12 protein-coding genes are annotated in these 12,814 nt (G+C 67.1%); 7 read left to right on the top strand and 5 right to left on the bottom strand.

Features of this window, described 5'->3' with window-relative positions; all coding sequences use genetic code 11:
- Nucleotides 1–666 (bottom strand): ACT domain-containing protein, encoded by a 666-nt coding sequence (locus K3U94_RS15650; protein WP_047319399.1) that lies wholly within the window; start codon nucleotides 664–666, stop codon nucleotides 1–3.
- Between the two features lie 112 nt (nucleotides 667–778).
- Between K3U94_RS15650 and gatC the strand changes: the two genes are divergently transcribed.
- The 4 genes from gatC (at nucleotide 779) to K3U94_RS15630 (ending at nucleotide 4,128) form a co-directional block, all read left to right on the top strand.
- A complete protein-coding gene (gatC, locus tag K3U94_RS15645) occupies nucleotides 779–1,078 on the top strand; it encodes an Asp-tRNA(Asn)/Glu-tRNA(Gln) amidotransferase subunit GatC (RefSeq protein ID WP_220694295.1) in 300 nt (99 codons plus the stop codon).
- Nucleotides 1,075–2,556, top strand: a complete 1,482-nt coding sequence (gene gatA, locus K3U94_RS15640; protein WP_220694294.1) for an Asp-tRNA(Asn)/Glu-tRNA(Gln) amidotransferase subunit GatA — start codon at nucleotides 1,075–1,077, stop codon at nucleotides 2,554–2,556. The genes gatC and gatA overlap by 4 nt, the downstream gene beginning before the upstream one ends.
- A 101-nt stretch (nucleotides 2,557–2,657) precedes the next feature.
- The gene (locus K3U94_RS15635; protein ID WP_047319443.1) at nucleotides 2,658–3,689 is read left to right on the top strand and encodes an ATP-dependent 6-phosphofructokinase; all 1,032 of its coding nucleotides are present in this window, start codon (nucleotides 2,658–2,660) and stop codon (nucleotides 3,687–3,689) included.
- Nucleotides 3,690–3,780: 91 nt separating this feature from the next.
- Nucleotides 3,781–4,128 carry a hypothetical protein gene (locus K3U94_RS15630; RefSeq protein ID WP_220694293.1) on the top strand — a complete coding sequence of 116 codons (348 nt, stop codon included), beginning with the start codon at nucleotides 3,781–3,783 and terminating at the stop codon, nucleotides 4,126–4,128.
- Between the two features lie 35 nt (nucleotides 4,129–4,163).
- Here K3U94_RS15630 and K3U94_RS15625 read toward each other — a convergent pair whose 3' ends face one another.
- The gene (locus K3U94_RS15625) at nucleotides 4,164–4,550 is read right to left on the bottom strand and encodes a DUF2237 family protein (RefSeq protein ID WP_220694292.1); all 387 of its coding nucleotides are present in this window, start codon (nucleotides 4,548–4,550) and stop codon (nucleotides 4,164–4,166) included.
- A gap of 37 nt (nucleotides 4,551–4,587) precedes the next feature.
- Between K3U94_RS15625 and tenA the strand changes: the two genes are divergently transcribed.
- The 3 genes from tenA (at nucleotide 4,588) to K3U94_RS15610 (ending at nucleotide 8,909) form a co-directional block, all read left to right on the top strand.
- Entirely contained in the window at nucleotides 4,588–5,256 is a 669-nt protein-coding gene (gene tenA / locus K3U94_RS15620; RefSeq protein ID WP_047319394.1) for a thiaminase II, read from the top strand.
- Nucleotides 5,257–5,294: 38 nt separating this feature from the next.
- The gene (gene gatB / locus K3U94_RS15615) at nucleotides 5,295–6,800 is read left to right on the top strand and encodes an Asp-tRNA(Asn)/Glu-tRNA(Gln) amidotransferase subunit GatB (RefSeq protein ID WP_220694291.1); all 1,506 of its coding nucleotides are present in this window, start codon (nucleotides 5,295–5,297) and stop codon (nucleotides 6,798–6,800) included.
- A gap of 480 nt (nucleotides 6,801–7,280) precedes the next feature.
- Nucleotides 7,281–8,909 carry a TIGR03767 family metallophosphoesterase gene (locus K3U94_RS15610; protein ID WP_220694290.1) on the top strand — a complete coding sequence of 543 codons (1,629 nt, stop codon included), beginning with the start codon at nucleotides 7,281–7,283 and terminating at the stop codon, nucleotides 8,907–8,909.
- A gap of 60 nt (nucleotides 8,910–8,969) precedes the next feature.
- Here the strand turns inward: K3U94_RS15610 and gjpA (K3U94_RS15605) are convergent, their stop codons facing one another.
- The 3 genes from gjpA (K3U94_RS15605) to K3U94_RS15595 all read right to left on the bottom strand — a co-directional run bounded on the left by gjpA (K3U94_RS15605) (nucleotide 8,970) and on the right by K3U94_RS15595 (nucleotide 12,715).
- On the bottom strand, nucleotides 8,970–10,004 hold the full coding sequence (gjpA, locus tag K3U94_RS15605; RefSeq protein WP_047319391.1) for an outer membrane porin GjpA: 1,035 nt from the start codon (nucleotides 10,002–10,004) through the stop codon (nucleotides 8,970–8,972).
- 302 nt (nucleotides 10,005–10,306) lie between these two features.
- Nucleotides 10,307–11,323 (bottom strand): outer membrane porin GjpA, encoded by a 1,017-nt coding sequence (gene gjpA, locus K3U94_RS15600; RefSeq protein ID WP_220694289.1) that lies wholly within the window; start codon nucleotides 11,321–11,323, stop codon nucleotides 10,307–10,309.
- A 270-nt stretch (nucleotides 11,324–11,593) separates the two neighbouring features.
- Nucleotides 11,594–12,715, bottom strand: a complete 1,122-nt coding sequence (locus tag K3U94_RS15595; RefSeq protein WP_082134078.1) for a PQQ-dependent sugar dehydrogenase — start codon at nucleotides 12,713–12,715, stop codon at nucleotides 11,594–11,596.
- Nucleotides 12,716–12,814 lie beyond the last annotated feature (99 nt).

The raw sequence follows: 12,814 nt of genomic DNA, 5'->3' as shown, positions 1-12,814 counted from the left end.
TCAGCGCAGCAGCGTTGCCACGATCCCGGCCAGATAGCCCAGCCGGACCACTTCCGCGGGCAGGAAAGCCGGACCTCCGGTGCGGCCCAGCACCACGGCGGTGCGCGGGTTGCCGAGTGGCGCGGCAGCCAGGGCGACATCCATGTCCCGCCACACCGCTGGCACCCAGCCGGCGGTGTTGTCCAGGGCGGTGGCGCGCTCGATCGGCAGCCACGGCACCGCGCTGACCTGGGTCTCCGGGATGCCTGGACTGCCGGCGAGCCGGCGGAACTCGCCGGCCGACCCCTCGGCGCGCAGCACTGCGCACCAGCTGACTCGCAGCACCCGGGGTGCTTCGTCGGCCAGCTTCTGCAACTTGGCGCTGCGGTCACCGGCCGCCGCCACGTGGTCGATGAGCTCGAGTTCGCGATGCGCATCCAGTAAGCCGGTGTGCGGGCGGACACTGTGCACCCGAACACCGGGCAGCCGCTCGGCGGCCGTGATCAGCACATCGGGCATCGATCCTTGCGGCAGATCGACCACCAGGTCATCGATCGCCGAACCGCTTCCGCGTTCCACAACGTCCAAAGACAAGATGTCGGCGCCCACTGAGCCCAGCCCCACGGCCAGCGACCCCAGGCTGCCGGGGCGGTCGTCGAGTTCGACGCGCAGCAGATAGGAAGGCATGCGCAACTTTCCCACAGCGCTGCCCGAGCCGCCGAAGGTGAGGCTGGGTTCCCGCGCGCTACCGCACGCTGGCTTCACGCCCGACGCGAGCGGACGACTAGGCTTTGCACCCGTGTCCCAGATCTCCCGTGACGACGTAGCTCACCTGGCCCGGTTGGCCCGGCTGGCGCTGACCGACGCCGAGTTGGACGGTTTCGCCGGCCAGCTCGATGCGATCCTGACCCATGTCAGCACGATTCAGGCTGTCGACGTCACCGGCGTCAAGGCGACCGACAACCCGCTCAAGGACGTCAACGTCACCCGGCCGGACGAGATCGTGCCCGGCCTGACCCAGCAGCAGGCGCTCGCGGCCGCGCCCCGCGCCGAAGACGGCCGCTTCGCGGTTCCGCAGATCCTGGGGGAGAGCCAGTGAGTGAGCTGATCCGCTCCGACGCGGCCACCCTGGCGGCCAAGATCGCGGCCCGCGAGGTGTCCTCGGTTGAGGTCACCCGCGCCCATCTCGACCAGATCGCGGCCACCGACGACCGGTACGGGGCGTTCCTGCACGTCGGCGCCGACGAAGCCCTGGCCGCAGCCGAGGCCGCCGACAAGGCAATCGCCGCCGGGGAGGCGCCGTCGGCGCTGGCCGGGGTGCCGCTGGCCCTCAAGGACGTGTTCACCACCATCGACGCCCCGACCACCTGCGGATCGAAGATCCTGGAAGGCTGGCGGGCTCCCTACGACGCGACCGTCACCGCGCGGCTGCGCGCTGCCGGCATCCCGATCCTGGGCAAGACCAACATGGACGAGTTCGCGATGGGCTCGTCGACGGAGAACTCCGCTTACGGTCCGACCCGCAACCCCTGGGACGTCGAGCGGGTGCCGGGTGGTTCCGGCGGCGGCAGTGCCGCGGCGCTGGCGGCGTTCCAGGCGCCACTGGCGATCGGCACCGACACCGGCGGCTCGATTCGCCAGCCGGCCGCGCTGACCGCCACCGTCGGCGTGAAACCCACCTACGGCACCGTGAGCCGCTACGGGCTGGTGGCGTGCGCGTCGTCGCTGGACCAGGGCGGGCCGTGTGCGCGCACCGTGGCCGACACCGCGCTGCTGCATTCGGTGATCGCCGGGCATGACCCGCGCGACTCCACGTCGATCAAGGCGCCGGTGCCCGACGTCGTCGCCGCCGCCAAAGCCGGTGCGGCCGCGGACCTGTCCGGGGTGCGGATCGGCGTGGTGCGCCAGCTGCACAGCGGCGAGGGCTACCAGCCGGGCGTGCTGGCGTCGTTCAACGCCGCCGTCGAACAGTTGACGGCGCTGGGCGCGCAGATCTCCGAAGTGGACTGTCCGCACTTCGACTACTCGCTGTCCGCCTACTACCTGATCCTGCCGTCGGAGGTGTCGAGCAACCTGGCCCGCTTCGACGCGATGCGCTTCGGGCTGCGGGTCGGCGACGACGGCACCCACAGCGCCGAGGAGGTGATGGCGCTGACCCGCGCGGCCGGCTTCGGCCCGGAGGTCAAGCGCCGCATCATGCTCGGCACCTACGCGCTGTCGGCGGGCTACTACGACGCCTACTACAACCAGGCGCAGAAGGTGCGCACCCTGATCGCCCGTGACCTCGACGCGGCGTATGAGTCCGTTGACGTGCTGATCTCGCCGACCACGCCCACCACGGCGTTCCGGCTGGGGGAGAAGGTGGACGACCCGCTGGCGATGTACCTGTTCGACCTGTGCACGCTGCCGCTGAACCTGGCCGGGCACTGCGGCATGTCGGTGCCGTCCGGGCTGTCCGGCGACGACGGGCTGCCGGTGGGTCTGCAGATCATGGCGCCGGCGCTGGCCGATGACCGGCTGTATCGGGTGGGCGCGGCCTACGAGGCAGCCCGCGGGGAGCTGCCGACCGCTGTTTGACTCGACGCCGCAGCCGCCCAGCGTGCGGTTTCATACGCGACTCGCCGACGAGCACGTATGAAATCGCACACTCGCGCCCTGCGCGTCGGCAAGATGGACACATGCGGATCGGAGTGCTCACCGGCGGCGGCGACTGCCCGGGACTGAACGCGGTGATCAGGGCGGTGGTGCGCACCTGCGACTCCCGCTACGGCTCCACGGTGGTCGGTTTCCAAGACGGCTGGCGCGGTCTGCTGGAGAACCGGCGCGTCCAATTGGCCAACGACGACCGCAACGACCGGCTGCTGGCCAAGGGCGGCACCATGCTCGGCACCGCCCGGGTGAACCCGGACAAGCTGCGCGCCGGCCTGGATCAGGTGAAGGCGACGCTCGACGACAACGGCATCGACGTGCTCATCCCGATCGGCGGGGAGGGCACTTTGACCGCGGCGCACTGGCTGTCGGAGGAGAACGTCCCGGTGGTCGGGGTGCCCAAAACCATCGACAACGACATCGACTGCACCGACGTCACTTTCGGCCACGACACCGCGCTGCAGGTTGCCACCGACGCCATCGACCGGCTGCACTCCACCGCCGAATCTCACCAGCGGGTGATGCTGGTCGAGGTGATGGGCCGCCACGCCGGCTGGATCGCGCTCAACGCCGGCCTGGCCACCGGTGCGCACATGACACTGATACCCGAGCAGCCCTTCGACGTCGAAGAGGTGTGCCGGCTGGTCAAGCAGCGCTTTCAGCACGGGTCGTCGCACTTCATCTGTGTCGTCGCCGAAGGCGCCAAACCGGCTGCCGGCTCCATGGAGTTGCGGGCCGGCGGCGTCGACGAGTTCGGCCACGAGCGCTTCACCGGTGTTGCCGCCCAGCTGGCCGTCGAAATCGAAAGGCGCGTCAAGAAAGAAGTCCGCACCACGGTGCTGGGGCATGTGCAGCGTGGCGGCACCCCGACCGCCTACGATCGGGTGCTCGCGACCCGGTTCGGCGTCAACGCCGCCGATGCCGCCCACGCCGGCGAATACGGCATGATGGTGTCGCTGCGCGGCCAGGAGATCGGTAGGGTGGCGTTGGCCGACGCGGTCCGACAGCTCAAAGTGGTGCCGCAGAGCCGCTACGATGACGCGGCGGCGTTCTTCGGCTAGCTCGCGTGCGGCGTGACAATGCCGCGAAATGGCCCCACAATGGTGAGGTTGTGACTTCTGTTGCCCAATGGACGAAGGCTGGGGGTGGGGTATGGGAAAGATGGCGTTGTCTGCCGCGGTGCTGTGCGGTCTGCCGATGGGACTGGTGCTGTCTCTGCCGGCCCACGCCAGTGGTGACCAGATAGGCGATTACGTCGCCGATCACGGCGGTGATGTCTGCGCGTTGATCAACGTCCAGCCGAATCTGGCCGGAGTCAAGCATGCGGTCGATCACATCTTGGCGACCAGTGGTCTGCCGGAGGATCAGACCGGAAGACTGCTGGCCGGATCGGTGGTGGCGTCCTGTCCCGAAGACGGCCCGCTGGTCGAGGAATTCGTCTTGTACGTCAAGCGGCGTCAGCAGCAGCAGGCCGGCGGCGCCACCATGGCCGGGGCCTAAATTAGCCCGCGCGTTCGGCGAACAGCGATCGCACGTCAGAGGTCGCCCGGGTCGTCGGGCACGTCGACGGCATAGTCCGCCAGCACCTCCAGGCTGACCACCTCCAGAGTGCGTTCATGGGTGGCAGCCAGCACCACGGGCGCGGCGCAGCCGTCGCGGTGCGCCCGCAGCCAGTTCAGCGCGGTGACGCACCAGCGATCGCCTGGCGTCAGCCCCGGGAACCGGTAGGCCGGCATCGGTGTGGACAGGTCGTTGCCGGTCGAGCGTTGGTGTGCCAGGAATTCGCCGGTGACGACGGCGCAAATCGTGTGCAGTCCAATGTCCTCGGGCCCCGACGAGCAACAGCCGTCACGGTAGAAGCCGGTAATCGGATCGCTGCCGCACGGCTCCAGTGGGCCGCCCAGCACGTTGCGGTCGGGCATGGGGCTCAGTCTAGGGCGGCGTCACCTACCGTGAGGTATGACCGAGCGGAACCGTGAGCGGCTGTGGGCGCACATCGACGGCATCTACCAGCAGATCTGCGAGCACCCCTTCGTCACCGGGTTAACCAAGGGGTCCTTGGGGCGCAACCAGTTTCGCCACTATCTTGTCCAGGACGCGCACTACCTGCGCGGTTATGCGCGGGCCTTGGCGAGCTGCGCGGCCAGGGCGCCGATCGAGTCGGAGCTGACGATGTTCGCCGAGCACGCCGGCGTGGCGATCGCCGCCGAAGCGGAGCTGCATGCCGGCCTGCTGGCGGATCTGGGGCTCGACGTCGAAGCTGCCGCGGCACTGCCGATCACCCCCACGACCCAGGCCTACACCAGCTACCTGCTGGCGGTGACGGCATCCGGCTCTTACGCCGAAGCCGTGGCCGCCGTGCTGCCCTGCTACTGGGTGTACGCCCGGGTGGGCGAGCATCTGCAGCGCCACGGCTCGCCGGAGCCACTGTTCCAGCGCTGGATCGACACCTACGCGGGCCAGGAGTACCAGTCGGTGGTCGAGGCGGTGCTTGCCGTCACCGACCGGATCGGTGCACACGTGTCGGTATCGGAGTGGGAGCTGATGCGCCGGCATCTCCATACCTCTGCGCGTTACGAATGGATGTTCTTCGACGCCGCGTACCGGCTGGAGGACTGGCCGGTGTGACCAAGCCTGGCCGACGGGGTCACCTAGACTTTGCTCCCATGACCGCTGCTGTCGCCGAACTGCTCGACTACGACGACGTCGTCGCCCGCTTCGACCCGGTACTGGGCCTGGAAGTGCACGTCGAGCTGTCCACGGCCACCAAGATGTTCTGCGGATGCTCGACGGCCTTCGGCGCCGAGCCGAACACCCAGGTGTGTCCGGTGTGTCTGGGCCTGCCCGGTTCGCTGCCGGTGCTCAACGCCACCGCGGTCGAATCGGCGATCCGGATCGGGCTGGCGCTCAACTGCGACATCGCCTCCTGGTGCCGGTTCGCCCGGAAGAACTACTTCTATCCCGACCAGCCCAAGAACTACCAGATCTCGCAGTACGACGAGCCGATCGCATTCAACGGCTACCTCGACGTGCCGCTGGAGGACGGCTCGGTGTGGCGGGTGGACATCGAACGCGCCCACATGGAGGAGGACACCGGCAAGCTCACCCACGTGGGCAGCGACACCGGCCGCATCGAGGGCGCCAGCGAATCCCTGGTCGACTACAACCGGGCCGGCGTGCCGCTGATCGAGATCGTCACCAAACCGATCACCGGTGCCGGTGAACGTGCCCCGCAGATCGCCCGGGCCTATGTGACCGCGCTGCGGGATCTGCTGCGGGCGTTGGACGTTTCCGACGTGCGGATGGACCAGGGGTCGATGCGCTGCGACGCCAATGTGTCGCTGATGCCCACCGGGGCAGCCGAGTTCGGCACCCGGACCGAGACCAAGAACGTCAACTCGCTCAAGAGTGTCGAGGTGGCGGTCAGTTACGAGATGCGGCGCCAGGGCGCGGTGTTGACCGGTGGCGGCACCGTCGTCCAGGAGACCCGGCACTTCCACGAGGCCGGCTACACCAGTCCGGGCCGGGCCAAGGAGACCGCGGAGGACTACCGCTACTTTCCCGAACCCGATCTGGAGCCGGTGGCGCCGTCGGCGGAGCTGGTCGCAGAGCTTCGAGAGACCATCCCGGAACTGCCGTGGCTGGCCCGCAGGAAGATCCAGGAGCAGTGGGGCGTCTCCGACGAGGTGATGCGTGACCTGGTCAACGCGGGCGCGGTTGAGTTGGTGGCCGCCACCGTGTCGGCCGGAGCCTCCAGTGAGGCGGCCCGCGCCTGGTGGGGAAACTTCCTGGTGCAGAAGGCCAACGAGGCCGGCGTCGAACTGGATGCCCTGGCGATCACGCCGAAGCAGGTCGCCGCAGTGGTGGCGCTGGTGGAATCCGGTGAGCTGTCCAACAAGCTGGCCCGGCAGGTGGTCGAAGGGGTGCTCGCCGGCGAGGGGGAGCCCGCCCAGGTGATGGCCGACCGGGGTCTGGTCGTGGTGCGTGACGACTCGGTGATCCAGGCGGCGATCGACGAGGCACTGGCCGCCAATCCCGATGTGGCCGAGAAGATTCGGGGCGGCAAGGTGCAGGCCGCCGGCGCTATTGTCGGCGCGGTGATGAAAGCCACCAAGGGTCAGGCCGACGCCGCCCGGGTGCGTGAACTGGTGCTGGCCGCCTGCGGCGGGTAGTCCTTCGCTGCCTCAGCCGGCGGTGGCGCCGCGAGTCTGCGGCAGGTGGCGAGAGCCCTGGTGGTCACGGTGGTCGAATATGAACTGCAGCCACCGAAAGTCGATCAACATTGCGCGGTCATCCTTTTCGCTCGTCGGGCTGCTATGCGGCGGCGGTGACGTTCTGCGGTGAGTCACTGCTATCGACCCGTTGAAACCCAAGGTAAGGCCGATATTTAAGGCGTCCGAGCGGAGTCAGTAATACTTCTGTGAGAACTGATCGGTGTGGTGGCGCTGACCTGTCTCGCGGTAGTTAATCACCGGACGGAAACGGGGCGGGGCCGAGCGGGCCTCAAACCTGAGACAAAACCATTACTCCTGTGGCTGTTTTCTTGGTTATTTCATAGCGTTTCGCGTCATGCGCTTTATCGTGTCGCGACCGCGGATGAATCCGGTGCCGGTGTAGTGAGCCTGTCCCGTCGTAGTTTTCTCCAGGCCGGAATGGCCGCCGCTGCCGTCGCCGCAGGCATGGGTGGTTCCCGTCTGGCGCATGCCGAACCGTCGGCGCTGCTGGCCTCGAATCCCACCGGCACCACTCTGGATGTGGTCAGCACGCCGGGTATAGCCCAGGCGGGCGGCTACCGGCCCCTGGTCGCCGGCAGCGGGTGGCCGCTGTACATCCGCCAGGAACTGGCCACCGCGGGCCCCGCGCGCGAGATGGCCCGCACCGCGTTGACGGCATTCGTACAGGTCACCGATCTGCACCTCACCGACGCCCAGAGCCCGGCCCGGTTCGAGTTCGTCCACCCCTTTGTCTCCTCGGCCTACCGGCCGCATGAGACCCTGACCACCCAGGGTGCGGTCTCGCTGGTCAAGCAACTCAACGCGCTGCCCGGCGGTCCCTTCACCGGGCGGCCATTCGACTGCTTGGTCTCCACCGGAGACAACACCGACAACAAAGAGCTGATCGAACTCGACTGGTTTCTGACGGTGATGTCCGGCGGGCCGATCGTCCCCAACACCGGCGCGCCCGGTCGCTATGAAGGGGTGCAGGCGCACGGCTCGTCGGACTACTGGCTGGCCGAGTCCCCCTACTGGGACAGCTACAAGGGCAAGGGATTTCAGCAGATTCCCGGATTCCTGTCTGCGGCGATCTCCCCGCACACCAGCCCCGGCCTGCGCATGCCCTGGTATTCGGTGGTCGGCAACCACGACGAACAGTTTCTCGGCACCGTCCCCAACGGCCTGCTGGAATGGATGTACACGTCGCCGATCAAATTCGACCTGCCGCATACCGATCCCTCGGCGATCGCCATCGCGAAAGCGCTGTGCGCCGATCCCTCGCAGCTCGTCCCGATCCTGCTGCAGCTCAAGTCGGGCGGCCCCTTCCTGCCCGCAACCGTGGATCAGCGGCGTATGCCATTTACGTTGAGCCAGTACGTTCGTCGGCACTTCGAGCCCGCCATCACCGGTCCCGGACCGGTCGGCCATGGCTTCATCGATCCGGACGGGCCCACCTGGTACACCTTTCAGGTTGCGCCCGGGGTGCTCGGTGTCGCGATGAACACCACCAACGACCTAGGCCTGTCGGCCGGCTCGATCAACGAAAGTCAGTTGCGGTTCGTCCTCGAGCAGATCGACGCGCACCCAGACCAGCTGGTGATTCTGTTCAGCCACCACACTTCGCGAACCATGAACGTCGGCCTGCCGGATCCGAATCATCCCGGCGAGAAGCTCTATACGGGTGCGTCGCTCGTTGCGGCACTGCTGGAGCGGCCGAACGTGATCGCGTGGGTGAACGGGCACACCCACACCAACGAGATGATCCCCCACAAGGGCGCCACCCCGAAGCAGAGCTTCTGGGAGATCAACACGGCCAGCCACATCGACTACCCGCAGCTGGCCAGGATCATCGAGGTCACCGACAACCATGACGGCACGCTGAGTCTGTTCACCCCGCTGGTCGAGGCCCAGGCGCCGTTCACCGCGGATCCCAGCGACCTCACTCCGACCGGTCTGGCCAGCCTGTATCGCGAGCTGTCCTATAACGATCTGCACCGCAAGGATGCCCGCCTCGGCGCCGTGGCGGATCGAAACTGCGAGTTGCTGCTGGCCCATCCGTTGCACTGACGGCAACGCGAAAGTGGCCCCCTTCGCAGGCGAAGGGGGCCACTTCGATATTGACGGGTTTTACACCGAGATGCCAAAGATGTCGCTCACCAGCGAGGCCATCGCGTCGGCCTGGTCGCCCAGCGGGCTGCCAACACCGTCCCAGCCGAGCGACATGGCGATGATCTCCTGCAGGCTTTGCCACGCGCCCAGCATGCCTACGCCTTGTCCCTCAATCACCAGTGGGAAGCCCATGAGACCAGTGGTGAGTCCCAGACCGTTGATGATCGAGCCGCCGATACCAGGGGAGCTGCCGTCGGAGACCTCGTTGATGAAGCCCTCGACGTCGGTGCCGGTGACGCCGGGCGACAGCAGCCCGCCGAAGGTGTAGCTGAGCGCGGTGACGTCCAGGTCCGCCGGCAACAGGCCGGCCTCGGTCAGGGTGGGCAGCAGCGCGTCCAAATTCAGGGTGGCGCCGTTGAGGAGACCACCGACGATGTTGGCGGGGATGTTGACGACGTCCTGCAGGGCCGCCGCAAAGTCCGGGTTCTCGCCGGACAGAGCGTTGCTGATGTCGCCGACGCTGTTGCCCAGCGCCACCAGCGGCGCGATCGACGGGCCCAGCGCACCGATCAGCACCCCGCTGAGCGGTGACGCCAGGAAGGAGAGGATCGGCGTGAGCTGGTCGGTGGTGAGGGGGAAGTCGTCGGGCATGTACTGCGGCATCACCAGCGTGATCAGTGCCTGCAGTGCGTCGTTGCTCAGCAGCAGGGGTGAGATCGGCAGGTCGGTCGCCATGTTGGGCTGCACAACCGCGTCGATGACGGCCTGCGGGTCGATCGACGTGCCATTCATCAAGTCGGCGATCAGCTGCTGGGCGGCGACGCCCGGCACGGCGGACATGCTGTCCCACAGCGTGGTGGCGTTGTCCTTGGCGGTGGCGAACACGTCCTGCCATGCGCCGAACGGGTCGAAGTCAGCGGTCAGGGCCACCGTGGCTGAGTGCGTGGCGGTCAGGCCGGGCAGCGGAACGGCGACCGGGGTGGCGGCGACGGCGCCGGCGCCGATAAGCGCGACGCCTGCTGCGACCCACGGAGCGGGGGCAAAGTGTTGCATTGGTCTCCTAGTTACCTAAGCGTGACGGCTGCCACGGCAGTGAAAGGCTACTTGAAAGTAGCTTATGCACAAATGAGCTGATCGCTAACAAAACCCAAGGTTAGCCTGCATTTACCCTAGATGACCTGGGCATATCGCCGCGTCGGCGAAATTATTGGCAGGGAATTCTCAGAAACTTAGTGGTCCCACGCGGAAGGACGGGCACCGTGGGTGGACCAAAGTTCGCATGGTCGACCTGCGCCCGACAACGCAAGTGGTCCCCTTCGCAAGCGAAGGGGACCACTTGGTGGTGTGCCGATCTATTAGAGGGTGTCGAACAGACCGTCGAGCGGGTTGCCCGACCAATCCCAGCCCAGCGTGCTGGCGACGATCTGCGACAAGTTCTCCAAGGCGGCCAGCGTGCCGATCCCGTGACCCACGGCGTCGAGTTCGCCGAGGATGGGCACGTCGCTGACGTGCAGACCCAGGCTGTTCAGGATCGAACCGCCGAGGGCGGTGTCGGAGTAGTCGGATCCCAGCACCCCGCCCGTCGACAGCAGTCCGCCGAAGGCGAAGCTGAGCTCGTCGAGGGAGGCGCCCTCGGGCAACGCGATCAGGCCGGTCGCTTCGATCGCCGGAATCAGCGCGGTGAGGTCCAAGGTCGCGCCGTTCAAGAACGCGCCGGTCATGTTGGCCGGAATGTCGGCCACCTGCTGCAGCGCCGACTGCCAGTCCGGGTTGTCGCCGTTCAATGTCTCGCCGATCTCGCTGATGCTGTTGCCCAGCGCCACCAGGGGGCTGATCGACGGACCCAGGGCCCCGATCAGGACGGCGCTCAACGGCGAGGTCAGGAAGTTGACGATGGTCGGGATCGGCTCCTCGGGGACCGGGAATCCGAGGTCCGCGCCCAGTCCGCTGAGCCCGATGTAGGCGAAGATGTGGGCCTGGTCGATCGTGTACTGGCTCACGGCGCCGATGGCGTCATCATCGCCGCCGAGGAACGTGACGGCGTTGAACACCGCGGCCGCGTTCTCCTTGAGGGAGTCGAGGACGTCGCCGATGGTGGTCGAACCATTGGCCAGATCCTGCAGGTAGCCGATCTGGTTGGCGATCTCCTGCTGCTGAGCCACAAAAGGATGCGCGGAGAAGGTGTCCCAAATCGTGGTGGCGTTGGCGCTGGCGGTGTCGAACACGTCCTGCCAGCTGGTCAGTGCCACGTCGGGCGAGTGGAGGGCAGCCGGGCCGGCCAGCGGTGCGACGACGGGGGCGGCCGCGATCGTGCCGGCGCCGACGAGCGCGACGCCAGCTGCGACCCAAGGGGAACGGGCGAGGTGTTGCATTGGTCTCCTAGCTACGTGAGCGTGACGGTTGCCACGGCAGCGAAATGCTACTTGAAAGTAGGTTAAGAAAAATGAACTGATTGCTAACAAATAAGTCAGGTTAGGCTGACTTTACCCGCATCTACCAGCGCATATCGCGATCACGATTGACGAATTGACATAGAATTCTCAGAAACTTACTAATGCCGAAGCGGAAGGTTGGTCACCGTAGGTGGACCGAAGTGACACAGGGAGGCCCGAAGTCGCTCGAGCGGACGCCCCGGCCGGGGCCTAGTCCTTGTCGTCGTTGGCGCGCGGGAACCCGCCGCCGGACGGGAACAGCGGGAACACCACATCGTCGAGTTTTTCGGCATCCCCGGCCGTCTTGTTCACCGTCGCGCCCCAGACGTTGCCGTCGGGCGACATCTTGACGGCCCAGACGTGGCCGTGGGTGTCTTGACGCATGACCTCGGGTTCGCTGGTGACCGATCCGGTACCGGCGGCCAGTCGCACCGCCACCGTCTGCTTGGTGTTGACCAGGTTGACCAGCACAATGCCATCCATCGCGGCGCAGCCGGCGACGCCGGGCTTGTCCGGCCACGTCCACACGGTCGACACCCGGGAATCCTTGGTGATGCGCTGCAACCGGTCGCCGCTCGGTGTTCGGTCGGTGACGTAGAGCGAGCCGTCGACGTGGTCGATGCACAGCCCGCCGCCGGCGCCCATCCCACTCAGTGCCGTGGTGGGTGGGGCCTGATCGATGGTCGTGGGTTGCTCGATGCGCAACACCTTGCCGGCAGTCGAGCCGGGATCGGCGGCCGCGGCGGGATTGCCCGCGTCGCCGGTCAGCACCACCAGGGTGGTCGGACTGGTGAAGATCAGTGCGCCGGTATTGCCGGTCGCGCCCTTGGGGATACCGGTCAGGATGTCCTTCGGGACGTCACCGTCGGCGATCCGGATCACCCGGTTGTCGGTGGGCGTGCTGATGTAGGCGTACATCAAGCGGTCTTGCGTGTAGGTCGGTGACAACACGATGTCCATCAGGCCGCCGTCACCGGCTGGGTCGACGCCGATGACCGTTTTCACTTTGGGTTCGGCGGACAGCGAGACCTCTTTGACCGCACCGGTGGTCCGCTCGGCGACGAGTGCCGATTTGCTGTCGCCATGCATGATCAGGCCGCTGGTGCTCTCGAGGCAGCCCTGCATCACCCCGGGTGCCGGGCACTGTTTCGGGAACGGGTTGGCGGGCAGCGGTGGTGGCGGCGGGGGAGTCGTAGGGGGCGCCATCCCGCGCCGGGGAACGGTGGTGAACGGTTGAGACTGAGCGTCATCGAAGTGCGCGCAGCCGGTGAGAACCAGCCACGCCGCGCACAGTACGACAGGCACCCGGTGAACCGCCCCGCGCATCCGCATGCCCGTCAGGTTACGGACACCGGGTCGGGTTTCGCCACGACGCCCGCCGCAGTGCCGCACCGGGCCGGATTCGATTCGCTAACGAAGCCCTTCAAATCC

The sequence above is a fragment of the Mycolicibacter heraklionensis genome (assembly GCF_019645815.1).
Taxonomy (GTDB): domain Bacteria; phylum Actinomycetota; class Actinomycetes; order Mycobacteriales; family Mycobacteriaceae; genus Mycobacterium; species Mycobacterium heraklionense.
This window is presented reverse-complemented; position numbering and strand designations above follow the sequence as displayed.

Coding starts and splice junctions, on each gene's coding strand:
- K3U94_RS15625 (WP_220694292.1), bottom strand. CDS start 4,550: ATGCCCGACCGCAACGTGCTGGGCGGCCCACTGGAGCCGTGCGGCAGC.
- K3U94_RS15635 (WP_047319443.1), top strand. CDS start 2,658: ATGCGGATCGGAGTGCTCACCGGCGGCGGCGACTGCCCGGGACTGAAC.
- K3U94_RS15595 (WP_082134078.1), bottom strand. CDS start 12,715: ATGCGGATGCGCGGGGCGGTTCACCGGGTGCCTGTCGTACTGTGCGCG.
- K3U94_RS15630 (WP_220694293.1), top strand. CDS start 3,781: ATGGGAAAGATGGCGTTGTCTGCCGCGGTGCTGTGCGGTCTGCCGATG.
- gatB (WP_220694291.1), top strand. CDS start 5,295: ATGACCGCTGCTGTCGCCGAACTGCTCGACTACGACGACGTCGTCGCC.
- gjpA (WP_047319391.1), bottom strand. CDS start 10,004: ATGCAACACTTTGCCCCCGCTCCGTGGGTCGCAGCAGGCGTCGCGCTT.
- tenA (WP_047319394.1), top strand. CDS start 4,588: ATGACCGAGCGGAACCGTGAGCGGCTGTGGGCGCACATCGACGGCATC.
- K3U94_RS15610 (WP_220694290.1), top strand. CDS start 7,281: ATGGCCGCCGCTGCCGTCGCCGCAGGCATGGGTGGTTCCCGTCTGGCG.
- gjpA (WP_220694289.1), bottom strand. CDS start 11,323: ATGCAACACCTCGCCCGTTCCCCTTGGGTCGCAGCTGGCGTCGCGCTC.
- K3U94_RS15650 (WP_047319399.1), bottom strand. CDS start 666: ATGCCTTCCTATCTGCTGCGCGTCGAACTCGACGACCGCCCCGGCAGC.